The 26,230-nt window shown below is 34.7% G+C and carries 21 protein-coding genes, 1 rRNA gene and 1 pseudogene (1 of these 23 running past the window's edge); 8 read left to right on the top strand and 15 right to left on the bottom strand.

Features of this window, described 5'->3' with window-relative positions; genetic code table 11:
- Together R4Z09_RS00950 and R4Z09_RS00945 are read right to left on the bottom strand one after the other, a co-directional pair.
- Nucleotides 1–1,297, bottom strand: a 16S ribosomal RNA gene (locus tag R4Z09_RS00950); it reaches 253 nt to the left of the window's first position.
- A 221-nt stretch (nt 1,298–1,518) separates the two neighbouring features.
- Nucleotides 1,519–1,779 carry a hypothetical protein gene (locus R4Z09_RS00945; protein WP_338450569.1) on the bottom strand — a complete coding sequence of 87 codons (261 nt, stop codon included), beginning with the start codon at nt 1,777–1,779 and terminating at the stop codon, nt 1,519–1,521.
- A gap of 133 nt (nt 1,780–1,912) precedes the next feature.
- On the opposite strand from R4Z09_RS00945, the gene pdaB reads away from it, so the two are divergent.
- Nucleotides 1,913–2,659: a polysaccharide deacetylase family sporulation protein PdaB gene (pdaB, locus tag R4Z09_RS00940; protein WP_338450568.1), complete on the top strand. Its 747-nt coding sequence runs from the start codon at nt 1,913–1,915 to the stop codon at nt 2,657–2,659.
- Nucleotides 2,660–3,054: 395 nt separating this feature from the next.
- Here pdaB and R4Z09_RS00935 read toward each other — a convergent pair whose 3' ends face one another.
- Nucleotides 3,055–3,690 carry a KinB-signaling pathway activation protein gene (locus tag R4Z09_RS00935; protein ID WP_338450567.1) on the bottom strand — a complete coding sequence of 212 codons (636 nt, stop codon included), beginning with the start codon at nt 3,688–3,690 and terminating at the stop codon, nt 3,055–3,057.
- Nucleotides 3,691–3,837: 147 nt separating this feature from the next.
- Here R4Z09_RS00935 and gerD point away from each other — a divergent pair, with 147 nt between their 5' ends.
- Complete coding sequence (gene gerD / locus R4Z09_RS00930) at nt 3,838–4,410, top strand: spore germination lipoprotein GerD (protein WP_338450566.1); 573 nt, start codon at nt 3,838–3,840, stop codon at nt 4,408–4,410.
- Between the two features lie 43 nt (nt 4,411–4,453).
- Here gerD and R4Z09_RS00925 read toward each other — a convergent pair whose 3' ends face one another.
- The 3 genes from R4Z09_RS00925 to R4Z09_RS00915 form a co-directional block, all read right to left on the bottom strand.
- Complete coding sequence (locus tag R4Z09_RS00925) at nt 4,454–5,509, bottom strand: Mrp/NBP35 family ATP-binding protein (RefSeq protein WP_338450565.1); 1,056 nt, start codon at nt 5,507–5,509, stop codon at nt 4,454–4,456.
- A 126-nt stretch (nt 5,510–5,635) separates the two neighbouring features.
- Nucleotides 5,636–6,355 carry an N-acetylmuramoyl-L-alanine amidase CwlD gene (cwlD, locus tag R4Z09_RS00920; protein WP_338450564.1) on the bottom strand — a complete coding sequence of 240 codons (720 nt, stop codon included), beginning with the start codon at nt 6,353–6,355 and terminating at the stop codon, nt 5,636–5,638.
- Nucleotides 6,356–6,434: 79 nt separating this feature from the next.
- Complete coding sequence (locus R4Z09_RS00915) at nt 6,435–6,878, bottom strand: YbaK family protein (protein WP_338450563.1); 444 nt, start codon at nt 6,876–6,878, stop codon at nt 6,435–6,437.
- A gap of 282 nt (nt 6,879–7,160) precedes the next feature.
- On the opposite strand from R4Z09_RS00915, the gene R4Z09_RS00910 reads away from it, so the two are divergent.
- The gene (locus R4Z09_RS00910; protein ID WP_338450562.1) at nt 7,161–8,066 is read left to right on the top strand and encodes a nuclease-related domain-containing protein; all 906 of its coding nucleotides are present in this window, start codon (nt 7,161–7,163) and stop codon (nt 8,064–8,066) included.
- 738 nt (nt 8,067–8,804) lie between these two features.
- Here R4Z09_RS00910 and rpsI read toward each other — a convergent pair.
- A pseudogene (rpsI, locus tag R4Z09_RS00905) lies at nt 8,805–8,870 on the bottom strand (30S ribosomal protein S9); the annotation flags it as partial.
- 384 nt (nt 8,871–9,254) lie between these two features.
- On the bottom strand, nt 9,255–11,177 hold the full coding sequence (locus tag R4Z09_RS00900; RefSeq protein ID WP_338450561.1) for a galactosyltransferase-related protein: 1,923 nt from the start codon (nt 11,175–11,177) through the stop codon (nt 9,255–9,257).
- A gap of 320 nt (nt 11,178–11,497) precedes the next feature.
- Here R4Z09_RS00900 and R4Z09_RS00895 point away from each other — a divergent pair, with 320 nt between their 5' ends.
- From R4Z09_RS00895 to R4Z09_RS00885, 3 genes are all read left to right on the top strand, one after another.
- Nucleotides 11,498–11,929: an ATP-binding protein gene (locus R4Z09_RS00895; protein ID WP_338450560.1), complete on the top strand. Its 432-nt coding sequence runs from the start codon at nt 11,498–11,500 to the stop codon at nt 11,927–11,929.
- Nucleotides 11,930–12,001: 72 nt separating this feature from the next.
- A complete protein-coding gene (locus tag R4Z09_RS00890; RefSeq protein WP_338450559.1) occupies nt 12,002–12,895 on the top strand; it encodes an ROK family protein in 894 nt (297 codons plus the stop codon).
- 831 nt (nt 12,896–13,726) lie between these two features.
- Entirely contained in the window at nt 13,727–14,341 is a 615-nt protein-coding gene (locus R4Z09_RS00885; RefSeq protein ID WP_338450558.1) for a helix-turn-helix transcriptional regulator, read from the top strand.
- A 311-nt stretch (nt 14,342–14,652) separates the two neighbouring features.
- Here R4Z09_RS00885 and R4Z09_RS00880 read toward each other — a convergent pair whose 3' ends face one another.
- Together R4Z09_RS00880 and mauJ are read right to left on the bottom strand one after the other, a co-directional pair.
- Nucleotides 14,653–15,099, bottom strand: a complete 447-nt coding sequence (locus tag R4Z09_RS00880) for a hypothetical protein (RefSeq protein ID WP_338450557.1) — start codon at nt 15,097–15,099, stop codon at nt 14,653–14,655.
- A 318-nt stretch (nt 15,100–15,417) separates the two neighbouring features.
- On the bottom strand, nt 15,418–16,713 hold the full coding sequence (gene mauJ / locus R4Z09_RS00875) for a methylamine utilization protein MauJ (protein ID WP_338450556.1): 1,296 nt from the start codon (nt 16,711–16,713) through the stop codon (nt 15,418–15,420).
- Nucleotides 16,714–17,433: 720 nt separating this feature from the next.
- Here mauJ and R4Z09_RS00870 point away from each other — a divergent pair.
- Together R4Z09_RS00870 and R4Z09_RS00865 are read left to right on the top strand one after the other, a co-directional pair.
- Nucleotides 17,434–19,821, top strand: coding sequence for an ATP-dependent endonuclease (locus tag R4Z09_RS00870; RefSeq protein ID WP_338450555.1), 2,388 nt, complete (start codon nt 17,434–17,436; stop codon nt 19,819–19,821).
- Nucleotides 19,808–21,583 (top strand): UvrD-helicase domain-containing protein, encoded by a 1,776-nt coding sequence (locus R4Z09_RS00865; RefSeq protein ID WP_338450554.1) that lies wholly within the window; start codon nt 19,808–19,810, stop codon nt 21,581–21,583. Before R4Z09_RS00870 ends, R4Z09_RS00865 begins: the two co-directional genes overlap by 14 nt.
- Nucleotides 21,584–21,910: 327 nt before the next feature.
- Here R4Z09_RS00865 and R4Z09_RS00860 read toward each other — a convergent pair whose 3' ends face one another.
- From R4Z09_RS00860 to R4Z09_RS00840, 5 genes are all read right to left on the bottom strand, one after another.
- Nucleotides 21,911–22,159, bottom strand: a complete 249-nt coding sequence (locus R4Z09_RS00860) for a ribbon-helix-helix protein, CopG family (protein WP_338450553.1) — start codon at nt 22,157–22,159, stop codon at nt 21,911–21,913.
- Nucleotides 22,160–22,438: 279 nt separating this feature from the next.
- Entirely contained in the window at nt 22,439–22,852 is a 414-nt protein-coding gene (locus R4Z09_RS00855; protein ID WP_338450552.1) for a hypothetical protein, read from the bottom strand.
- Nucleotides 22,842–25,223, bottom strand: coding sequence for a pLS20_p028 family conjugation system transmembrane protein (locus R4Z09_RS00850; RefSeq protein WP_338450551.1), 2,382 nt, complete (start codon nt 25,221–25,223; stop codon nt 22,842–22,844). Before R4Z09_RS00850 ends, R4Z09_RS00855 begins: the two co-directional genes overlap by 11 nt.
- Nucleotides 25,224–25,234: 11 nt before the next feature.
- Nucleotides 25,235–25,642 carry a hypothetical protein gene (locus R4Z09_RS00845; protein WP_338450550.1) on the bottom strand — a complete coding sequence of 136 codons (408 nt, stop codon included), beginning with the start codon at nt 25,640–25,642 and terminating at the stop codon, nt 25,235–25,237.
- Entirely contained in the window at nt 25,639–25,866 is a 228-nt protein-coding gene (locus R4Z09_RS00840; RefSeq protein ID WP_338450549.1) for a hypothetical protein, read from the bottom strand. Before R4Z09_RS00840 ends, R4Z09_RS00845 begins: the two co-directional genes overlap by 4 nt.
- Nucleotides 25,867–26,230 lie beyond the last annotated feature (364 nt).

Here is a 26,230-nt window from a genome sequence, read left to right as displayed (position 1 = left end):
TTTATGGGATTCGCTCGACTTCACAGTTTTGCAACCCTTTGTACCATCCATTGTAGCACGTGTGTAGCCCAGGTCATAAGGGGCATGATGATTTGACGTCATCCCCACCTTCCTCCGGTTTGTCACCGGCAGTCACCTTAGAGTGCCCAACTGAATGCTGGCAACTAAGATCAAGGGTTGCGCTCGTTGCGGGACTTAACCCAACATCTCACGACACGAGCTGACGACAACCATGCACCACCTGTCACTCTGTCCCCCGAAGGGGAACGTCCTATCTCTAGGATTGTCAGAGGATGTCAAGACCTGGTAAGGTTCTTCGCGTTGCTTCGAATTAAACCACATGCTCCACCGCTTGTGCGGGTCCCCGTCAATTCCTTTGAGTTTCAGCCTTGCGGCCGTACTCCCCAGGCGGAGTGCTTAATGCGTTTGCTGCAGCACTAAAGGGCGGAAACCCTCTAACACTTAGCACTCATCGTTTACGGCGTGGACTACCAGGGTATCTAATCCTGTTTGCTCCCCACGCTTTCGCGCCTCAGCGTCAGTTACAGACCAAAGAGTCGCCTTCGCCACTGGTGTTCCTCCACATCTCTACGCATTTCACCGCTACACGTGGAATTCCACTCTTCTCTTCTGCACTCAAGTTCCCCAGTTTCCAATGACCCTCCACGGTTGAGCCGTGGGCTTTCACATCAGACTTAAGGAACCGCCTGCGCGCGCTTTACGCCCAATAATTCCGGACAACGCTTGCCACCTACGTATTACCGCGGCTGCTGGCACGTAGTTAGCCGTGGCTTTCTGGTTAGGTACCGTCAAGGTATGAGCAGTTACTCTCATACTTGTTCTTCCCTAACAACAGAGTTTTACGATCCGAAAACCTTCATCACTCACGCGGCGTTGCTCCGTCAGACTTTCGTCCATTGCGGAAGATTCCCTACTGCTGCCTCCCGTAGGAGTCTGGGCCGTGTCTCAGTCCCAGTGTGGCCGATCACCCTCTCAGGTCGGCTACGCATCGTCGCCTTGGTGAGCCGTTACCTCACCAACTAGCTAATGCGCCGCGGGCCCATCTGTAAGTGACAGCCGAAGCCGCCTTTCAACATTTCCTCATGAGAGGAAATGAATTATCCGGTATTAGCTCCGGTTTCCCGAAGTTATCCCAGTCTTACAGGCAGGTTGCCCACGTGTTACTCACCCGTCCGCCGCTAACTTTTGGGAGCAAGCTCCCAAAGATTCGCTCGACTTGCATGTATTAGGCACGCCGCCAGCGTTCGTCCTGAGCCAGGATCAAACTCTCCAATAAGATTGTTTGAATAGCTCATATGTTTTGTTACCATAAGGTAACTAGAATTAACGTTGACGTTTTTGTTTGTTTAGTTTTCAAAGAGCAATTATAACACCCGCAAAAAATGAGCTTTTTTATAATATCATTTTCACTGATTTGTTGTCAACATGTTTTTATTTTTTCAAAACAGAAGAAGTCATCAGCGACGTTTACTAATATAACAAGATTATAAATCAATGTCAATAACTTTTTTGATCTTTTTTATATCGGTTTGCTGCTTTCGATATTTTATGAGTGTTACGCATATACCTTAAACAATCCTTTGGGGCTGCCACTCGCTTAAATAAAGTAAATAAATGTTTATAGCGTTCCTCCATGCCTCTTTTTACAATTAGATCAATACGTTCATCTTTTAAATCAAATAAAATCTCGTCCATTTCTCTCTTCAATAAATATTGCATTTCCTTAATCTCCATTTCATTTAATAAAACACCTATCATTTCCATTTACCCCTTACCGTCATTATTTTTTAATGTAGTGTTTTCATTTTTTGCTCTTTTTATGAAAAATTTAGTTCATTTTCTTTTAAATCCCTCATAGGATTGTACAGAGAGTGTGGGACGAGGTGATCTGATGAATTTTTTCTTTGTTTTAAATGGAAAAATGATTAAACAAATACTCTTAATTTGTATGGCCTCATTTTTTACTGCATGGTTTTTATTTTTAGGTAATATCGTTCAAGTTCCCGTATTTTCTGCAAAGGACGGTCCTAAGGCGGTTTATAAAGGGGAAAAAGATATTGCTTTAACCTTTAATATTGGCTGGGGTGATGAAAAAGCAGAACCCATACTGGATGCATTAAAAAAGTATAATGTGAAATCTGCTACCTTTTTCTTATCTGGCTCTTGGGCAGAGCGTCATCCAGATCTAGTTAGTCGAATCGTAAAAGAAGGATATGAGATTGGCATGCTGGGCTATGAATACAAGGATTATACAGAATTAGAGGAGGAAAAGGTTAGACAGGATATTGCCAATGCTCAAACCGCTTTTAAAAAGCTTAACGTAAACAATATTCAGCTTCTCCGCTCTCCTACAGGACACTTTGATGCAAAGACTTTGAAGATTGCACAACGTTATGGGTATACGGTGGTCCACTGGAGTATTGATTCAAAGGACTGGACAAATCCCGGCGTTAAAACAATCACTGAAAATGTAGCAAAGGCAAAAAAGGGTGATATTATTCTTCTTCATGCTTCAGATTCTGCCAAGCAAACAGAAAAGGCCTTGCCTTATATATTAGACAGCCTGAAAGACTACAGGTTAGTTACTGTTTCGGAAATGATCGCAAATGCAGAATCGAAGTCATCTGAGATAAAATAGGGGCCTAGCCTTTTTTACAGCAAGTTTAATTTTAATATTAAAAGCAATGCACAAGGGACTCCTCAGCGGGGTTTCTTGTGCATTTTTATTTTTTATTTAGTGAAAGGTTCTCGGCTTTATTGGACATAGCTGCGGACTCGCGTCGTCGTTTTTCCTAGGGTTCTTTAGGACATCTTCTTAAACTGACTTTAGTTTTTGTCCTTTAGAAGCCTTCCATGATACATCTCCTCTCTCACGCTTCAGTATTTTGTCCTTTATCACCCCTATAAAAGATAGACCTCGAAATCCGCTCCTCCTTCAAATTCTTGCTAACCCGACCCACAAATTCAAAACCCAAGCAAACAGAAAAATGTCCCTCATTTTTTTAAAATGAAGGACATTTTCCTAACTCCAGTTTAAGCAAGCTTATTTGACTTAGCTTGTCTTTCTTTGATAGAGTTCTCGTTCAGCTTATGCAGAATAAGCAGCTGGTAAGCATTACATACTAATAGTGGGAAAATCATTAGATATAGCCAGTTTGAATCATTTAATCTTAGAATAGGCACCCAATCAAGAATTGTGACAACAACCATAAAAAAGACGGCCGGAATAAAGGCACTTTTATTAGTTTGTTTGACCTTGAAATAGGCAACCACTAAGCCAACAACCAGGATCATGACAGCCGGTGCTAGAAAGGGCAGGATTCCTTCACCTGTTTCGGCAAAAGAGTTATAGCGAAAATAGATTAAATCATATAGAGCAAATAAGATAACGACTACTTGAACACCATTCCAAAGGGAAGCGGATTTGAAAATTCCCAGTCCAAAACGATGAACGGTTAAGTAGGCAAAAAAGGATACTTGGCTCACCAAACTGAAGATTAAACCGACACCAAATAGCCAAAAGAATGTTGAAATAATTTTTAAAATGTTAAAATTCAAAAAATAAGGTGCAAACTCATTCCAACGAATAATGAATCCCGTTATCCCCGTTACAAGTCCGCCGATTAGTAAGGTAGTAAAAAATAATTTAACTACATTTCGACTAGTCACAACGTTATCCTCCAATATAAAAATCTTCCATTACTGTAATTGTAACAACCAACCCTTGAAAAATCTAGGAATAGCTTTGTCACGAATAATATTAATCAAAATAATTCATCCTAAAAGTAAGAATTACTCTGAAAGGGGCTATAAATAATGAAACCTAAAATGTCCTTTCTCCTTCCCTTCCTCGCCATTTTCTTTATCGCCGGCTGTTCCCAGGAGCAAGCAAGCGGCGGTCAATTAGACTATGAGGAAACGAAGAAAATGGTTGTGGATATTTTAAAAACAGATGATGGAAAAAAAGCAATTCAAGAGGTCATGTCTGATGAACAGCTAAGGCAACAGCTTATTATGGACCAGACAATTGTAACGGATACCGTTCAAAATACATTAACCAGCGACAAAGGAATTGAGTTTTGGAAAAAGACCTTTCAAGATCCACAATTCGCTGAAACGATAGCCAAAACGATGCAAAAAGAACATGAACAGCTTATGAAAAATTTAATGAATGATCCTGAATACCGGACTAAATTGATTGAAATCATGAAGGACCCGGAACTTGAGAAGGAATTAACCACTGTTCTAAAAGGGAATGAATATCGTGAGCATTTAAAGCAGGTTGTCTCAGAAACGATCGAGAGCCCATTGTACCAAACCAAGATCCAAGAGCTACTGTTAAAAGCAGCTGAGGCAAAAGCATCCGAAGAGAAAAAAGATGAGGCATAATAAGAAAAGAGCTCCCACTATAGAGAGCTCTTTTCTTAATTCATTATTTACTTAAATTTTGAATGACTTTCTGAGCGATATCCAAATAGATTTTTCCTAACTTATGATCCTCCTGATAGACAGAAGGCGCAAAATCTTCTTCATTCCAATCAGGCTGTGCTAATGGCAATTGACCAAGAAGCTCGGAATTTAGCACTTCTGCGAGCTTATCTCCTCCGCCTTTACCAAACACATATTCCTTCTCACCTGTCACTTTGCTTTCAAAGTAGGACATATTTTCAATAACACCTAAAATCTCATGATCTGTTTTTAACGCCATTGCCCCTGCACGAGCTGCAACAAATGCTGCTGTTGGATGCGGTGTTGTCACGATAATTTCTTTACATGCCGGAAGCATTGTATGAAGGTCAAGTGCAACATCCCCCGTACCTGGAGGCAGGTCAAGCAATAGATAATCTAAGTCACCCCAGGTTACCTCTTTAAAGAAGCTGTTCAGCATCTTTCCAAGCATTGGTCCGCGCCAGATGATCGGTGAATTATCCTCAACAAAGAATCCCATAGAAATAACTTGTACACCAAAGCGTTCAACAGGGATGATCTTTTCCCCTTGTACTGCAGGGCGATTCGTGATACCCATCATATCAGGTACACTGAAACCGTAAATATCTGCATCGACTAGACCAACTTTCTTACCTAACCTTGCAAGGGCTACAGCTAGATTGACGGAAATCGTTGACTTCCCAACGCCACCTTTACCACTTGCAATGGCGATGAACGTAGTCCCGCTGTTAGGTGAAAGTAATCCACCATCTCCCTTAGGAGCCTCAGCTTGATATTTAGCAATCACTTCCGCCGGTAATTCAGTAAAGCGGATTCCGACAGTCTCTGCACCCGCTTCTTTTAAAAGATTTACGATCTGCGTTTGAAGCTGAAGCTGCTCTGCAGTTCCTGTCTTCGTAATTGCAATTTTGACACTGACATGATTTTTCTCTTCCTTTACCTTTATCTCTTCAATAGCGTTTAGCTCTGCTAATGATATATGTAAGAAAGGTTCTTTAAGCGAACTTAAAAGCTCTTTTGCTTCTTCAACTGTAAACATTCTTTGGCACCTACCTTATCCTATTCTATATCACAGTATACCACAGGGAATGAAAATCACTATTATTCGAATCACAGTTTAACCTTATATTTTCAAAATATACAAAAAAGGCGTCTTTTGAACGCCTTATTCAGGTATAATGATTTCCTTTTCATCTGTATAATAACGCATAATCCCATTATAAATCGAGGCCGCCAGCATATCTTGATAGCTGTCTTCTTTTAAGCGGGCTCTTTCTCCCGGATTGGATAAGAACCCTACTTCAACTAAAACGCCGGGTTTTTTGGCATGTTTTAAAATATATACATGATTGATTGGTCTTGCCTCACGCTTTGTATTGCCAAGATTTACTTTAAATTCATCCTGAATAAACTTTGCCGCTCGCTCATTTTCCTTAAAGTGAGGAGCATAAAAAGTTTGTGCCCCGCTCCATCTTGGTGAAGGGATCGAATTAAGATGGATACTGACAAAAAAGTCCACATCCTTCTTATTAATCATTTTAAGACGTTTTTTTAAGTCCTCAACTTTTCTACGGCTGTATCCCCTTGTACTTTTATCAGCTAAATCCTTGTCCACTTCTCTCGTCATCACAACGAGTGCGCCTTGTTCCTGTAGGTATTCCCTTAACTTTAATGAAACATCTAACGCAATATCCTTTTCTAATGCACCTTCATCCCCTGCCCCGCCGTCCGGTCCTCCATGGCCGGGATCAAGTAGAATAACTTCTCCTGAAAGAGGCAGGTTCCAGGACTTCCATGAATCTTCCTCCGAAAAATCATACTGTAAAATAAAAAACAGGACGATAAGTCCAAGTGAAAATAAACTTATTTTCCAGCCTTTTTTCATAAGTATCCATCAATCCCTCCGCCTTGTCCTTCCAATACAATATATGGGACAAAGGACAAGGGTAGAACATGAAAAGGGATTAATGGAGCTTCAATTTAATTCTTCGTTCACCTTTATAAAAGCCCTCTAACCACCAGCTATTCACATACTGCTCGCAGAGATAATATAGCGATTCACTCATAGCGCCTTCTTCACCGCTGCCCCAGTATAATAAAAAATTATATAAAGTATCAACAAGATGCTTCTCCTCCTGCTGACAACGCTTTTTCACTTCTTCCGCCGATTCGCCGTAATAACCAAAACGGCCCATATTGGCTCCTAATAAATAAGCTTCAATGGCTACATCATAGCAAGCCTCTTCAATGCCCGTATTCATGATCAAACTTTGAGTTAATCGTGATGAACCAAAGTATTGTTGTACCTTCTCCTTTAATGACTTCACCGATATTTCACGGAGAACAGATTTTTCATATTTAAGCTGCTTTTCTCTTCTTTTTTCAACAAAGGTCGTAATTACATTCACTTCTTTTTTCACCTCTTTAAAAGTAGTCTTTAACTACAAGAAGAGGGTCATTCATTTCAGCAGCTTGTTTTAAATGCCAATTTTTATTTAGAATGTAACGATTTTGTCAGAAGAGCCATAGAGCACCCTCTAGTTAAAAACTCCGTAGTCGTTGTAAAAATGAATTTAAAGCTTATATTATGTACTGAGATGTTAACAGAATGTTAACAAAAACTTCCTAAAATATCGTTATTTTTATCTAAAATGAAGGGAGAAATATAAGAAAGAGAGAGGAAGTGTATTATGCTTATGAAGGATAGAACGGAATCAGATGAATTGAAAACTCTGCGATTACTAAATTCACGCATGATTTTACCTCCTAATGCAAAAAATCGGTTAGCAAACCTTGAAAAGGGGTTTCAAGGAGAAAGGATGTTTGACCAATTAACAAAAGAACTTGATTCCAACATGCTGGTGATAAATGATTTATGTCTAGAGAATAATCAATCGATTTACCAATTTGATACGTTAATCTTTTCCTATGAACTAATTTACCTTTTTGAAGTGAAAAATTATGAAAGTGATGCTTATTATGAGGCTGATAGCTTTTACACGTTCTCAAACAATGAATTGAAGAATCCGCTTGATCAATTAAAACGTAACAAATCCTTTCTTCGTCAATTACTACGAAGCCTTGGGTTTCAATTACCTATTGAAGGGTATGCTATCTTTATCAATCCTGAATTCACCTTGTATCAATCCCCTAAGAACTCACCAATTATCCATCCAACGCAAGTTAATCGCTTTATAAAAAAACTAAATCATTCTTCAACTAAACTAAACGCAATGCATATGAAGACGGCAGACCGATTGATTGCAATGCATCAAAAACATAACCCATATACTAGGCTGCCTTCCTATAAATACGAACAGCTAACTAAGGGAATCATGTGCCCTAAATGTAATTCCTTCATTACTTCTGCTGTAATAAGAAAAGCACAATGCAATCAGTACGGATATAAGGAAGATATTGATTCAGTCATTTTGCGTTCCATCGAGGATATGAGGCTGCGATTCCCAAATATAATAATCACGACAAACAACGTCTATGAATGGTGTAATGTCATAGTGTCTAGAAAAAGAGTCGCAACAATTTTAAAGGAAAAATTGAAATTAAAAGGGTATGGTCAATGGACCTATTATGAGTGATAATCAGCAAATGACTTGAATTTTGTTACTACAATTAATAACAGCCTTATTGGAGTACGTTTTTCTCGCACGCTGGCTTTTTCGGGCTCCAATACCTTTTATTGATGCACGTTTTTCTCTTGGCCCCGGCTTTTCGGGCTTCAATAACTCTTATTGAAGCACGTTTTTCTCGCGCGCTGGCTTTTTCGAGCTCCAATACCTCTTATTGAAGTACATTTTTCTCGCGCGCCGGCTTTTTCAGACTCCAATACCTCTTATTGAAGTACATTTTTCTCGCGCGCCGGCTTTTTCGAGCTCCAATACCTCTTATTGAAGTACATTTTTCTCGCGCGTCGGCTTTTTCAGACTCCAATACCTCTTATTGAAGTACATTTTTCTCGCGCGCCGGCTTTTTCAGACTCCAATACCTCTTATTGAAGTACATTTTTCTCGCGCGCCGGCTTTTTCGGGCTTCAATAACTCTTATTGAAGTATGTTTTTCTCTTAGACTCGCCTTTTCGGGCTTCAATACCTTGTATTAAGCCCGAATTTTTTATGAACCCACTGTTTCGGTCATCATTCCCCCTTATTGGAGCACGATTTTCTCATCCGACTGCTTTTTCAAACATCAATAGCCTTATTGAATCTCGAAATTCTTTTGATCTCACCTTTTCAGGCACCAATCACCATACCCCTTCTCGGAACAATAAAAAAAGACCCCCAAGCAAAAGCTTGAGAGCCTTGAAACGCCAAACAAAATTAACGTTTTGAGAACTGAGGTGCACGACGAGCGCCTTTAAGACCGTATTTCTTACGTTCTTTTATTTATATACTAAATATAAAGAAACCTGTAATAAAATGATTTACTGAAAGCCTGATTTATCGGGCTTCTTTTCTTTAAAACAAGAACTAGAAAAAATATAATCATATATGTTTGGTGGTCAAAATGTGGTCAAAAATAACTTATGCTTCTTCAACTAAAGCACCCGTTACTTAAATAACAAAAATGCCTTACTTTTACTCAATGTGATACATATCCTTGAAGGATTAACTAGTCCATTGATTTGGTTAGAGAATTAATAAATGACACTACCCTCTTTTATTGTGATATGAAACAAAAGGAAAACAAGCTATAAAATACGGATATGGAAACCTTTTTAAAAATAGAATTTTGGAAGTACTCTTTGTCTTAAACCCTAATAAATGATTTTAGACAGAATGTAAACTTCCTGTTAACGGGGTTATATTATTAAGCCGAAAAATATATTGTCCGAACCAATGATAGCCTGGGGTATTGTTGTTTCTCCTCCATAATCCAACCTCTCCAGTAATTAATTTACACATCACTACAAAATCACCTGAATAAGTTTCAAAAAATATTGGAATTCCTTTTACGTTATCGGCAAAAGTACCCATTTTATGCCATTTTCCGTCTAATTCCTGCCAATTAGTTAAAGAAGAACCTGAGCGTACGATAAGTTCTGAATTACCAAGCTTATTTCTAATTGAAAGGGAAATCGAATAATTATTTGGGTTGTCTTCATACCATGGATATTCTTCCCTTTTATATTGCTCCAAATCCAAATTACCCCACTTCTGAATATTGCAAATCAACTTTCTGACAGGATCAGCCTCATCCCGAATAATTGGGTGACATAGAAAACCGCTATTGGTAATAAGGTAGTAGGCGACTTCTTCCGGTATCATATAAGGACGATAACGGATTATCCTGGAGTCCAAAGGATCTGGATATTTTTTTTGTCTAAATCCAAGCTCCTTCGCCATGTTTACAAACAAGACCTCATCCATTCCCCAAGAAGAAGTATTTAATAAAGATTTTTTAAGCTTTTCCTTCCTTTCTGGTTCAAGTAATGCTTTAATCAGCGGCCTCGAAATGACTTGGCCAACATTGAAAACACCATACAAAGGTTCTACATTAAATAATTTCTTCCATCTATCAACGTCATTCATAACTTCTTTTCCAATATGCCAATATTTATCTGTAATCCTAAAGTTCACCCCCATGTAATCCGTATTTTCCATTTGAGATTGAATAAATTCTTCATATCCTTTTCTGTAAAACAGGACATCGGAATCAATATTAATAAAATAGCTATACTCAATCCCCATTTCTTCCAGCCACTCCATGGTCTCAAGGAAATAATTAGAAGTATACCCATACTCTAGCTTTCGGCTGGATGGGCAAACAGGAACACCCAGGCCTTCACAAAGCGTCTGATCATGTCCCCCGTTGTATAAGACAATGGTACTGTTCGGGCAAAAATAACGGACATTATCAATTAGTTGCTTGACTAACTCTTTCTTTTCATGAACAAGAATGGCAAAACAAATGTTGCTTTTAGGCGATTTCATATATACATTTTCACTTTTGTTGAAAATTTCCACATTTTTCAGTTGAATCTGTTCTTTGCCATTCCGTCGTTCAGCAATAAGCTTGACCATTTTTTTCTTATTTCCACGTGCGAGTTTATAACAATTAAGAAGTTTTAAATTTTCTTTTCCATGCGGATTTGTTCCGTAGTTTGAAGGGGGGTGCCACACGTGGTATATTTTTCCTCCAATATTGGCTAAGTTTCCACAAATCGTCTGGACAGAAAGTGAAAAAGCATCATCTTCCCCTCCCCAGCCAATAAACCGCTCATCAAATCCCTCGACTGCTTCAAAGTTTTCACGAGGTATGACAATAAGTTTTCCCGCAAATCCATCGTAAAGCCAATTAGCTTTTGTACATTCTTTAGGGTTTACCTCAATGGGCCATTTTGGTTTTGTTTTAAGTAATTTCTCCGTTCCTGTTTTTTCAATCTCATAGATTTCATTAAATGGAACGACCCATGGTGCTTTATTAAGTTCAAGCATGTTTACTGCTTTAACAATCAGCTTTGGGTCATAAACGATATCTGCATCGGCGATTACAAAAATGTCCCTAGTTGCTTTTTTTACCGCTAAGTTTACAGCTTTCGATTTATTAATTTCACTTTTATCGATTATACCTAAGCATAATTCCGCTTCGGGCATGATATGTTCATAAAACTGTTTAATCCACTTAAATGCTTCTGCTCTGGGACCATTGTCCGTTTGAAAGGGAATTATGATCGAAACCTTTTCTAACAATTACATCTCCTCCATTATTTGAATATTGGTAAAAAATAAATCTAATGTAATTTCTATTTTTATGTGAATCGATATCACTTGGAAACGGCTTATACCTTGTTCTACTAATTCTCGGTTGTACTTATTAAACATTAGATACATTAGTGATAATCTCAAATCATACTTCCTATAAAAAAATTTAGTAGATTCACTTAGTGAATTTGTCCCTTTCAAATTAATGCTTGTTCGCATTAAATAATATAAACCACTTATGTATATGTAAAGTCAGGTTAATAACGTCCGAGTATGAATGGTGAAAATTTTAATTTGGAGAGATGAGCGTGAAACTAGGTATTATGTGTGGAATCCCATTAAGCGGTAAATCAACATATGCCAAAGCTCTACAGAGCCAAGGATGGGTTCGTGTATCTATCGACGATCTTAGGCTTGTTTTACATGGTCAAATCTATAAAGCAGAGGCTGAACCGCAAGTTTGGCAGACCGCTGAACTAATGGTCAGGACATTGCTAAAAAGTGGCCATAATGTCATCGTCGATACGACAAACAGAACCAGAGAACGTCGTAAAAAATGGAAAAGGGTAGCTAAAGAATTTGGACTTATGTTGGAAATTTACGAGGTGGAGACAGATTATGAAACTTGTAAAGCGCGGAACAAAGTTTTAAAGCGGTTGTCCCAAGAGGACTTAAAACAAATTTATAAAGAATTCCAAAAGCCATCAATGGATGAGGGAACGATTATTAAGGTAGTTTAAATCTAATCCATATAATTCGAGTAATTTTTATAAAAACTTGATAGAAAGGATTGAATGACTGGAGGAAGGCAAATGGAAAAATTTATATCTTTTGATGTTGGGGGGACGAAAGTCAAGCATGGACTTTTATTAGAAGATGGAACGATTCTTTCAAAAGGCAGCTATAGTACCCCCGCCACAAATCTAGATCAATTTTTAAAAAAAATGGAAGAAACCATTATTATGTACTTAAAAAATAATCATGTGACGGGGGTGGCTATTAGTTTACCTGGCTTTATCAACCCTGAAACGGGTTACTCGGAACGAGCAGGTGCAGTTACTGCATTAATTAATCAAAATTTAAAGAGTTTACTAGAAGCAAAAGTTCCTCTGCGAGTTGAAATTGAAAATGATGGAAACTGTGCCGCTATTGCAGAAAAAATAAGTGGTAATGCTAAAAATTGTTCCGATTTTATATGTATAACAATTGGCACTGGAATTGGAGGGGGGATTTTTGTGAACGGTAAACTTTTACGTGGCCATAGTTTTAGAACAGGAGAATTTGGCTTTATGATTACTCAAGCTAATGGAAAGTATCCTGGTAAAACAATGCATTCCTTGGCATCCACTTCTGCCTTAATTAAGTCCTATAAAAAACTCAAGGGAATAAGTGAACATGAAAGGATCAAAGGGGAGACCATTTTTGTAGAGGCTGCTAAAAGTACCTCTGTAAAAAAACTTATTGATGATTGGACAAGAAATCTTGGTTATGGAATATTTAACCTGGTTGCAACTTTAAACCCACAAAAAATAGTAATTGGCGGCGGAGTAACTTCCCAACAAGAATTGTTAAAGTCAATAAAAAAACATCTCGATCGGATTCCATGGTGGAATGATATTAAAGTTCCTGTTGAGCTATGTAAACATCAAAATGATGCCGGAATGATTGGGGCAATGTATCATTTTATTCAAAAGCAAGGTTTATAATACTATATCTAGAACCATACAGGGCAATCTCCATGACTACATTCTTTAGTCAAAATACTATGATAATATAACTCATGTTTAATTAGACTCTTATCATTATTCATCATAATGGCCCGTTAGTCGAATAAGAAAAAAGATTGCCGCAGCAACCCTCCCTCGTTAACTCTTGCACCCGTTAGTTAAACAACTACATTTTTTATTGCATATTATCATCGAACTGTTCATTATGCAGTTTTGCTTTCATTTGAAGCGTGCATAGGCGTTTCTTTTTTTTCTTAATGCATATGTCTATCTAAATCTTCGTATTGCGATTTAGTGCCTAATTTATTTGCTGGAATGTTTTTGTCCAGACCCCTTCGTTTCCTTTCACATAAATTAATAAGAGACAATCACTCCTTTATCCGTATCCTTTTAGGCGACGGGCATCTTTTAGCAACTATAATTCCTCCGATAGTTGCTTTTTTTTATGTCGCGCTGGGTATCGATTACGTTCTTTTATAATCGTATCTTTATTTCGTTTCATATATATAGAAGAAAGTCAGAATATGAGGATTTTTCTCCATTTACACTTTCATACAATTTCACTTAATTTTAGTGAAGGGTATTCAAAGGGTATTCAAAAAACTAATTACGCTGGCGGGCAACATGTATAAAAGTATTACTAGAAAAAAATAATAAAAGTTCGAAGATTTTCTTGTCACTTTGTCACATTGAACCTCAAACCTTCTATATAATAAGGTTTTACCATACGACACTTACTATCATTGTGACAAACACTATTATCACCTTCCTTTTTAGTAACTAACGATAAATAATTTAGGAGTAATTACCATGCAAGTATTTATTTTACTTATAAAAGACGATGGAAATTTATTAAAACATAGAGGATTTGACATCATTTCTTTACTAAGTGTTCAACCTTGGGAAACAGTTAAAGTATTTGAAATGAAAAATGATGATATCAATGGGTTTATTAATTATATAAAGGACAGGAAAATTGGCATCGATGGTAGATATTTTGAGTATGAAATTGATTACTGTACCATCGACCCGAATCCAAGCGTTAACATTCTCGTAAAAGAGTGCTTTGAATTTACGGAAGAATACTATAGATTAGAAACGGACGTTGGCAATTATAATATAGTTCCTAATGGTTCAAAGGAAAGCAGTCAGACAGTTGAAGGCGAAAAATTTATAGATGATTCAGGTACAGAAAAGGTAGATAAAGTAAATAAAGCAATTATTACTAGAATAAAGGAATTGGCCAAAGAACGTGGGAAAACCGTTGCTGAAACTGCTGCTCTCGGTGGTATTAATCAATCTACAATTTCTGAAATAATACATGGGCGATCTAAAAGTCCGAAGATATCCACTATTTCTATGTATTGTAAAGGATGTAATATCTCATTAGCTGAATTTTTCTCATCATCTTATTTCAATTATTAAATTAACGATTTTTTCTAGTACTAGTCAAAACCTGTATTCGGCATTCAGAAGATGTCGTTTATGGCAGTATATTTTTTGAATATAAAAAAGCTGAAAATATGCAAAAATTGAATAAAAACCTGCATATTTTTAGCCTTTTTATAATTTTGGACATTCAACAAAAGCGCCCTATAATTGAATAACTAAAATATGAACTACATTATAAATTCAACTATTTCTTCTTTTACTAAAGAACCCGTAAGCAGAATAACAAAAGAAGCCACCGTCGTAGCTCCTTTTGTTATTATTACTGTAAGTATTATTACACCTTTTTATTTTTGTTCAAACTTCCTTTTGAATTCTTCCTTTGTCCAATGCCCGTTGCCTTTTGAATAAATTTCTTTAGTCTTAGCATCGTACATTGCATTTTTAATATAAATATTCTCTCCATCGTCCTTTAAAGAAAAGAAAAAGTAAACTTGTTGATCTGGAGCAAGGTCTTTGGTATTTTCGATAATATCCTTTTTTTGATAAGTTTTCCAAACAGAAGAGTAGTTCATCCACTCTCTATTATCAAATACTTTGGGAAGGTCTTGAACCATTATTAATTCTCGAACTTTTAGTTTCGCATCGGCAAATTCTTCGTAATCCTTTTTATTTACATTGTTTTTGTAAAAAGTATCGGCAATTTCAAATGATGGTTGATTTGGTGATTTATTAGTTGTGCTATTCGCTAAAACTGAATGGCTTAATGTAAGTGAAAATACTAAGATAATCACTCCAAAAAAAGTCTCTTCATAGGAAAACCTCCAAATTAAATTGATTTCCCTAATATTATTCCACTTAATTTTAATTCTATTAAAAAGTTTTTAGCCAAACTTTCACGAACCTTGAATTTCATAAGGTACTTTACAAAAAAAGGACTGTCTTTTTGACAATCCCTTCTTGCACTAACGCACCCTTTACTTTAAGAATAATACTTCACAATTCCTTTTTACACCTCAATAAACTCAATCCCTTAAATGTGTTGTCCATGCAAAAAGAAGCCTTCTTATTAAAGAAAAGGGACCGATTGATGAATATACTCAACTAAACATCTACACCAAATATACAGAGTCATTTTCTATAATGCATTCTGCCACTGTTTTAATTAAGCTGATTTCTTTTTCTAATTCATTTTTGTGTAAATAAGGGTGATATGTAACATCTTTTTTCGAATCTTTACTATGAACTAACGCGTTCCTTGTTTTATATATTCTATTTGAAATAGCCTTCAAAATTTTATCTTTATCCTTGGTCCAAATGATTGCATCACCTGTTGAAAATGACACACTATTATTTTGATAAAAATTAAGTTCTTGATTATTTAATCTTTGTTTGAAATCATCCAAGTCATAAATATATTTATTTAATACATAATTTAGTGATTGTTGTTCGTTTCCGCTTCCATTTTCCCTAACAGATCTATTATCTTTTATTATTTTTTCAATTATATTAAACAATTGTTTATCATCTTTATAACTAAATCTTGGAGATGCAATACTTGTTCTTAAAGTATTTATCTGTTGTTCTCTGTATACTTTATCAAAGTAGTATTCAATTATATGATAATAGGAGATAAATGAAATAAAAGGGTCCTCAGAAGAAACTGCCAAATTATAATAGTCAATTAAATCAGAATTGTACTTTCTTTTCGGAGCTTCAAAATCATTATTTCTTGCCTTTTGCCTCCTATTCAGAATACCTATGATTTCTTCGATGCTATACATCCTAATTGGGCTATTCATATTACACATATACGTATAACTAAATGAGTCTATTGCATCGTCTAAATTAATTTTTGATCCCCTTTGCTTAGTTACTTTTAAAGTTGTACAATCTACTGATCTACGCATAATTTCTAATAATGAAATTTCATTAACTTCATCATTCTCACCTCTTCTGTACCACCTCTTATCGCTTCTTCTGTTTAAAATCATGTACATTCTTTGTGTCATTTCTGTTCTTATCCTAATAGAATACTTTTCAAAAATTTTTTTATAAAGCCAAACTATATAGTAGTCTGTGACTTCTCTACCGATCTCATATTCAATTTGATTATCATTATCTTCAATCTTTCTATCAATTCCTTCATCATCAAATCTACGATATTGATAGAAATCAATTGATACTGCTACTTCTGCTACTTTCTTATCTTCGTTGTTATTATAATAAATTGTAAATTCATTTTCTGTTATGTCTTCAATTTCATTAAATAACTGTAAAACTCTATCAACTTCTATTACTTCTATTTCTTCTATTCCTTGTGGCTTCCTTATATATTTTAATGTATCCTCACTCTGGCTAATTCTAAATAAAAAAAACAAGTCTTCTATAAATTCATTACCTATCATATATATTTTTCCTTTCAATCAAAATTCGGTATTTATTCAAAATGTTCAACTTTCAATTTAACACAAATTTGAATTTTCTTCTAAAAAATCATTCAACAATCTGGTCCGATTGTTGAAATACAAATTAAACATCGATCTTCAACTAAACTGCCAGTTAGTTTAAGTGTAACATTTCACAAACAAGCTTTAATCAGGATTTTTACTCTTACTTCACAATCTGGCCCGATTGTTCAATAAGCGTAGCACACAAAGTCTGTATAAATATTAATACCTATACAATTTATCTTTGAAAAGAAATTCATAAAGATTAATAATTATACTGCCAAAACCTACATACATTAGAGAACCGAATGTAAAAGATTTACTAGAAGAATAAGGGGTTTTCATGTTACTCTCCTTTTCTAGTAACTAACTTATGGATTAAACCTGATATTCCCTCTTCAACTTTTTAGACCATTCGGATTAAAAGATTTCTACATATTGCACAAAAGTTTAGAAAGGCACTAACACTTTAAATAAAAGGATTAAAGGATGATTGAAAGTATGAGGTATACTTGATGGCTTTCGAAAGATTATTAATGGTGCTTGTCCTTGTACTAAGTCATTTATTCCTAAGAATAATGTCTTAGTAGTAGATTTTATAGTAGTCATAATGAAACACAAATTTATATATTTCCAATATTTAACATGGTAAAATTATACCTAAGGAGGGAATATATTATGTTTATTGAAAAATTGAATATAAAAAATTATAAAAAGTTAAAGGATGTAAAGGTTTGTTTATCTCAGAAGCAAAATTTATTTATTGGCCCTAATAACAGTGGAAAAACTTCAGTTATTGAAATATTAGTAAAATTTTTAACAGATAAGAAATCTTTTAATATTTATGATGTAACAATTGGTAATTGGAGTCAACTAGATAAGCTATTTACTTTGTATTATTCAAAACATGATGAAGATGATCAAGAATTAGAGTTAGCAGATTTATATAATAGAATGATGCAACTACTCCCTACTTTAAAAGTGACCTTAAGGATAGAAGAGTCAGAATTATATCACGTTACATCTTTAATTCCTTATTTAAATAAAGAGTGTGAAAAAGTAGCAGTAACATATACTTATGAACCAACGGATTTCGAAAAACTAATACTGGACTATAAGAAATTCCAATACTCGGTAAATAAATGGAAAGAACAAACTTTAGTAAGTCACAATGTACAATTAGAAGACTTAGATAAGTTAGCAGAAGATCATTGGCCGAGTAACTTCAAAGCTTTTTTAGCAACAGATAGTAGGTTTAAAAAATATTTCACGATTAAATATTATATTTCTAATCCAGATCTAGAAGATAATGATATTTATAGTGATTCCACTAGTTTAACTACAAACCCTTTAAAAAACATTGTTAAAGTTAGTGTAATTGGTGCACAAAGAGGATTAATAGATTCAAATGAAGATGGCGATACTATTGATGGGACAAAAATGAACTTAAATAACACAAGAAAATTATCTAAACTATTTTCTAGTTATTATAGTGATTATTTAAATCCAATTAATCAATATTCAGAGAAGGATTTTACGATACTAAATGCTGTTACACATTCTAAAAAAGTTTTTAAGCAGCATTTAGAGGAAAGTATTAAACCTATCCAAAAAAAGATGGGGGATTTAGGTTACCCTGGTTTTGGTAGTCCTTCAATTACTGTTCGTCCACAAATAAATCTGTCAGATTCTATTAAGGGCGAAGCAAGCCTTTTACTTAATACACATAAAGATGGGATAAATGACGAGCAGTATTTTTTACCAGAGCAAAATAACGGTCTAGGGTATCAGAATTTAATTGCGATGTTTTTTAAATTAAATATCTTTAAACAAGAAAGATTAGCTTTTGGGGGTGAATATGAAAAAATTATAGAGCCACTTCACTTAATATTAATTGAAGAGCCAGAAGCACATTTACATGCTCAAGCCCAAAAAGTATTTATTGATAAGGCGTATCAATTAGTTAAATTATCTCCAGAAGAGACAGATGTTGATGCTCTGTTTTCTACTCAATTACTTATTAGCACACATTCAAGTCATATTACTTATAAGGCTGATATTGATGAATTAATATACTTTAATAGGAGATTGCAAGATGATGTTTTTTCTTCCGAAGTAATCAGTTTGAGAGACTTTCCTTTAGATCCAGTAGCTACTTTTAATGATGAAGGTAAGCAATTAAAAGGTTTGTCTAATAAAAAATTTGTACAAAAATACTTGCAGTTAAATGAGCATGATCTTTTTTTTGCTGATGCAGTTATTTTAATAGAGGGGGTCTCAGAACGAATACTATTGCCAGAATTAATTAGAAAGCATGTTAGTAGTCTAACGAGTCGTTATATAACAATTTTAGAAGTTGGTGGTGCTTATGCTAATCGATTTATACCTTTTTTAAAATTAATAAATCGTCCTACCTTAATCATAACAGATATAGATTCTGTAAAAATGGATGGTACAAAGACACATGTAAATGTTGATGAAGAATTAAAATCGTCTAACGCTACTATTAATAATTGGTTTAGAAAGTCTCCAGAAGATCGGAAGTCACATGAAAAATATAGAGTTGGTAAAGTAGTTGGTAAAAAAGTTTCTGAATCAATTTTAGATGATAAGTTAATTCATCAACTTATTGGTAAGCGTCAAGAAGATAAAATAAATTACCCTATCCGTTTAGCATACCAATATGAAAAATATAGTGAAAATATTTATGCAAGAACATTTGAGGATGCGATAGCACTTGAAAACTTTGAGATGTTTAAAGATTTAGATGTGGAAAGTAATCTATTCAGTGAGCTTATTTTAAATCTAAATACATTATTTAAAGAAGTAGGAGATATAAGCAACTTAAACATTCAACATGCCGAAAAATTATTTACATTTGTTAATGCAAAAAATGTAAAATCTGAATTTGCCCTCGATTTATTATTTATTGATGGATTTGACGAAGATAATTTTATGAAATGCCCTAAATATATTTTGGACGGATTATTATGGTTAGAAGAGCAATTAATATCAGAAGGTAAAACAAACAAAGCTGAGGAGGTAGAAGTATATGAAACTGTATAATAAAGCAGATGATTATATTGATGGTTTGCTTGAATCATATGCATCACTAACTAACCCAAAAAGCTTTTTTTTAAATGCTGGTGCAGGAGCCGGCAAAACACGTTCGTTAGTAAATTTACTAGTGAATATCAGTAAGAATAACGGGAATTATTTAAAGAAAACTAATAAAAAAATTGCAGTTATAACATACACAAAAGTTGCTAGTGAAGAAATAATTTCTCGAACTCCCGAAAATATATTGTTTGATATTTCAACAATTCATAGTTACGTATGGAATTTAATAAAAGGGTATAACCGTAATATTAAAGAAGCATTACTTCTTTTTTGTGATAAAGAAATAGATACTTATATCTCTAAGGAAAAATTAACAAAATCCCAAGAAGCCAAATTGAATTCTCTTTATCTAAAAAAAAGTGAACTTGAAGGAAAACAGATTTTTAATTATTCCCCAGAGAGTTCGATAAATGAAAAAGGATCTTTAACTCACTCAGAAGTGTTAAAATTATTCTGCTTTCTTTTGGATTCAAATGAATTGTTTAGGAAACTTGTGTGCTATAAGTATCCGATTATTTTAATTGATGAGTGTCAGGATACAAATAAAGAAGTATTAGAGGCTTTTTTGAAATTGAATAGAAATAACAAAATTTGTTTAGGTCTCTTTGGAGACATAATGCAAAGGGTTTATTTGGATGGAAAAGCCGATTTGATTCAGTCATTAAATGGATTAGAAATGCCAGAAAAGAAGGTGAACTGGAGAAGTTATGGAAGGATAGTAAAATTTACAAACAATCTTAGAACAAATATTGATAATTTGGAACAAGAAGTTTGTACTGAAGACAGAGTAAATAAAGGATTACTTCGAATATGCCTTGTTAATCACGAATCACCAAGAAACAAGGTTGAAGAGGATATACTGATAAAGATCAGGACACATGTTGTAAATGAAAATATTGACAGTGAGTATAGTCCTTATAAATTGGTATTAGAACATAGATTGGCAGCAGAAAGGAATAACTTTTTAAAGTTATTTGATGCATTTAAATCTAGTAAAGATACAGATAGAGCAATGGATGGAGATTCTAGAGAGCATACATTTTTCAAACAAATAGTTATACCATTGTATTTAGCTTGGAAAGCAAACGATGATTTTAATTTACATCGAATATTGAAGATTAATAGTAACAGATTTGAAGAATTAAATCAAAAAAATACCGATGCTTATAGAATATTGGGGAATATAGGAAATGATTTTAAAAAGCTTTTAGAAACATTTAATGATGACATTTCTGTAGGGAATGTATGTGAAGCAATACTTAAATCTAATTTATTTGACGTTCCAGCAAAGCTTAAAGATGATTTTCAAGAAGAAACTGGTTGGAAATTTGCTTCCGAAGTCGATTTTAGAGAGTTAGTGAGTTTTTATAAGTATAATGATGGGGTTTCGGATATCATTACACAACAAGGTTCAAAAGGATTGGAATATAATCACGTTCAAGTAATTATCGATGATTATAGTGCTAAAGGTAATCTATTTAGTTATGAGAAATTATTTGGTGTAAAAAAGAAGTCAGCAAAAGATATAGATAATGAAGCTCAAGGTAAGGAGACAACTTTACATAAAACAAACAGATTATTTTATGTAGCATGTAGTCGAGCAATTAAATCTTTAGTTTTAATTATCTATACAGCCAATCAGCAAAGAGTAAAAGAGTTTTTTATAAATAATGAATTTGCAAGTGAAGAAGAGATTTTGATTCTATAACCAATCTAGTTTTCAGTATAAAATGAAAATAAATTTATTTAATTATTTTGGCTCAATAAGCATAACCCCGTACTAAATTTAAGTACGGGGTAAGTACATTTGATCAAAATCTTTTATCGATATTAACATGAATATCCGCTGCGTTCGGAAATCTTATTACACAATCGGGTTATTCTTGAATAACGCTATTATCACTCACTTAAAATGTTCCCATTCCACAAAAAAACTGAAATACCTTCTTTATTGAGATGGGGAATTTCGGTTTTCCTTTTTTATAAACGGTTTAAAATTATTTTAAAGCAACATGTACAACAGCCGTTTCTATTTTTATTCAGCAATCAATTCTTTTATCACTGCAACTAATTCATCAATTGAATCTGAGTAACGTTTCATTGCAAGTGTATTTAGATCAAGTTGGTATTCTAATCGGTCAACAATTCCATCTCGCATGGAGAGAAATGTAAAACTCTCAATCATTTCACGTACATACTGACTTCTACTCATACCCTTTGCTTTTGCAAGTTCATCCAATTTTTTCACTGCAACAGGCTCAACATTCCTCACGTTAATATCCATAAATACACCTCTTTTTTCTAGTAAATTATTTTGGATTTTTGAAACACAAAATTTTTAAGCAACCTGAAATTAGTTAGAAGAGCATAAGGGAAACGTGCTTGCACTTTCGTAGCAAGACTAGGCAGAGCCTAGTGTTTTCATGCTTGCGCTTTATTAAAGCACTTCCACAATTTTACGTACCTATTTTTAAAGTAATTCCGCAAAATTGTGTACGACTTTTATAATTAATTCCACAACTTTGCGGATGCATTTTTTCTTATTGCTTATTTTTTAAAATACCTATTTTGAATGATTTTTTATCTTTTGTGCTTCAATTTTTTGCTTTACTGCCTGTTCAGCTTCATTTAAAAATGGAGGTTTAAAAAGGTCTGTTGTTGTGAGTGTTTCTTTGTTATCAGCAACGATAAAGCCTTGAAGCAACTCAATTAAAACTTGTGTATTGTAATCAGTATGATTAATCGCTAGCAACATCTTTTTTAATTCATTTTGCATGCCACCTTTTACTTCGTGAGCGACCAATTTTGATATAACAGTTAAGTCAAACATACGTTTATTTAAAATTTTATACTGATCGATGATGTTATCTATTGAAGCACCTAATGTAGAAATGCCATGCTCCACTTTATATTCCTCTAGGTATTCATGGTTTTCATCACGTAACCTTACACGAATTTCTTTTTTCTTAACGTTCATTGATATATTCCACCTCTTTCACGCTTATTTTCCCATTCTGCTTTATTCGTTGTAGGCGTTCAGTTTTACTTGTACGATTGAGCATATAACCTTCATTTTGTTGGATAACAAATGATTGATCCTCTTCATTCACGTTTGTTTGTAAATCAGAACTTTGTTCAATTGTAGAAACATTTTCATTCATGATTGTTGTTTTTTCTAGCTGAATTGTTTTATCGTGAGTACCTGTTTCTGTTACTTGTTGTTGTAAAGTTGCACTCGTTGTAGTTAAGTTACTACCCTCTCCAGTCACAGCATCGGAGGAAATAAAATCAATTACATTTGCACCACTGGTCATAATGTTTTGACTTCCGCTAATTACATTTTCATTTGTCGCTAGAGAAGAATTAACGCTTGTTTGCCGCTCAAGTATTACATTTTTATCAATGCTAGATTGAACTGCTAATTGTTCACTTACATTTGATAATTGCCCTTCTATTTGGGTTTGTGTTATATCAATATTTGTCGCTGATAATACACCGCCTTGACTTGTAGAGGAAAGGTTTTCGATACCTTCAACATTTGTCGCAAGTGTAGTTTGACGATTTACTTGCAGACGTTTTCCAGCGTTTGCTTGTAATGATTTGTTTTCAGTTGATTGCAGATCACCTTCACTTCCTTCTAGCGAAGGTGTTTCTATACCAGTTTGTTTTACCGGTAACAAGTCACCTTGATTTGTAGTTGTGTTGTTGTCGTTACCTTCAACACTTGTAATAACCATTCCTTGACGACTAGCTTGTAATTGCTTATTCGCAACCGCTTGTGAAGTAGCATTTGCATGTTCCGAATGTTCACCAGTAGTCATTTCAAGCACATTCGGAAGTTGTGAGGTATTCGGAGGTTGCGAAGTATTCGAAACACCTTCCGAAAGGTTGCCTTCAACCCTTGTCTTTTTGGATTGTGGCAAACCTTTCAACATGCTTTCACCTTGACTATGCTCGTTGTCCCCACTTGTCGCATTCGCCATTAATTCAGTATCAGCTTGTGCCCCAATTCCTTTGTTCTCTAATGGATTTTTAGAATCGTTACTAGAAAAAGGTGAAGGGTGTTGCACTTTTGATAACGGTGATCGCCCATAACTTGGTTTTTTAGTTGCCTCAACGTTGCCGTTGCCATTATTACCACCTAATTTACTTGCTAAGTTAGTCGTACCTTTAGCCAAATTCGCAACACCACCAGCTAAGCTTTTTGCCCCTTTGTAAGTAGCGTAAGCCCCTGCAAGCACATTCCAACCAGATTTCACGCCCGCATCAATGCCGAATAGTCTTTCAACAATATTAGGACCATCAATTAAAGCCACACTAAAGCCAATTAATGCTATTAAATACGCTAAGCCGCTTAAATTTTCTTCTAAAAATTCCACACCTACCATGTAAATTTTCATGGAAAGGAAAATCATAATAATGACGGTAAAAATGCTGATGATGTCCTGTAATATCTTTTTTGTTTTTTGTCCTTCATGTATATCAACTGGTGCAATGATAGTCGCTAATAAGTTATTAAAGGCTAGTTCAAACGATAGACGAGCCAACTTATAGGAGATTGAGAATAACGTAAAGCCGATAACCACAAGTGTTGTAAGCAATGTAAACCAATCTACGTGGTAACGATAGTAAAATTCGTTATCCCAATCAGCAAGACCACCCTGATCTAGCTCTATCAAACTTGCCTCACTCGTGTCAGCGTTCCAAGCAATCTTATTTCGAGCGATCTCCTTACCGTCGCTACTTAATTGATAATTATCAGAATCAGGGTCTAATTTTTCTCGAATATCAATACTAGGGATATATTGAAACTGTATTGTATTCTCTATTTCCAGTTCAGTTGTGGACCAACCTTTTTTATCTAGCAATACAACATCAGTTAAATTGTTTTTTAAAATAGCTTGACCGATTGTCCCATTTTCCTCGCCACCATAAAGAGAATCAACTTGAAGCGTTTCAATCGCTTCATCTGTAAAATCATTGACTTTATTGGTTGCGGTAGTAAGCGTTGTGACGATAAATAAAGCTACTACTAAGTTGAACACAAGCGCTTCTCTATTCGTTTTTTTATGGAATATTAACTGGTAGCCTATAATGAGTAAACTAACGGCTAAAAGTACAGAAAACAGTGGTCTGAGGCTATTTACGAAATTTACATATTCGGGATTTTCAAAGAGTGCTTTGACCAGTAAAACCTCATTAATAATGGCCTCCAAACCATCAACTAGCATTGATAAACCAACCGCTATTACCCAACCAAGCCAACGAAACATATCTGAAAATAGATTTGAAAGGTTTAAAAATTCTGTAAACTGATGTAACTTTTCAGCGATATCCTCCTTGCTCATACGCTCACCTCTTATTTAACTTGTTCTACAAAATTATTAAACTGTTCTTCAAAATCAGGATTTGTTAAATCAATTTTCAACTCTGCTTCAACTTCACCACTATTCACATAAGAGATAGCATTTTTACTAATTTTCCCTAAGTATTCATAGTTCGGTTGCTTGTTAGAAGGTACATCATTTTCCCCATCGGGCTTGTAAACATCATAAACTAACACTTCAATCTGGTTTTCTTCTACAAGGTGAGTAACTACTTCTAATTCTTCTGGCTCATTCGTATGAACATACACAAAGCCACTGTCATCACTTTCAACAAAACTTGTTAATTCGTCTTGTGATAGAACCATTACACCGCCATTAGATCTACATGCAACCAAAATCACTAAAGCACCAAAAATGACCGCTGATAACTTTTTCTTCATAAAACCCCCTCCTTATTTGTTTCGCATAAACCAGCAATATCACCGATCAATGCACCTCGCCAGTCAGAATCGTATGTGTGACAAATATATAATTCTAATACTTCACTCTCCGATAGGCGTAATGTTTGGTTGATTAACTCTTGCTTGTCATCTTCACATTCCAAAATCAATTCAATTAGCTCAATTCTTAGTTTCACAACCCTTTCACGTAATTTGTCGCCCATTTTATACACCTCCAGAAATTTTTTCTTGTAACCATACGTAAAATCCGTTTCTAGAAAAAGGAATGTCATATGTGTAGCGTCTGTCACCCAATAAACTCTTATATATTGAGTTTTAAAAAAAGAAGCATTATGACATTCCTTTATAAGAGCACTGACTAGCTTTTAATTATAATTATCCATATAGTTTTACTTAACTTTTGTTCAAATTTACTTTGTGAAGTTTAATGTACGCCCCAAAAACTTGTAATTTTGTAATTTCAGCTTAGAAATACTGTTATACCAGGGTGAAAAGGCACTACAATTGGTCATTTAACTTGTAATCAATTACATTCTAATTTGTCTTTTTTCTAGTAACATGTTTTTT

Origin of the sequence: Niallia oryzisoli (assembly GCF_036670025.1) — a bacterium.
In the GTDB taxonomy this organism is placed as follows: domain Bacteria; phylum Bacillota; class Bacilli; order Bacillales; family Cytobacillaceae; genus Bacillus_BD; species Bacillus_BD oryzisoli.
Note: the sequence above shows the minus strand (reverse complement) of the source record. Positions and strands in the feature narration are given on the sequence as shown.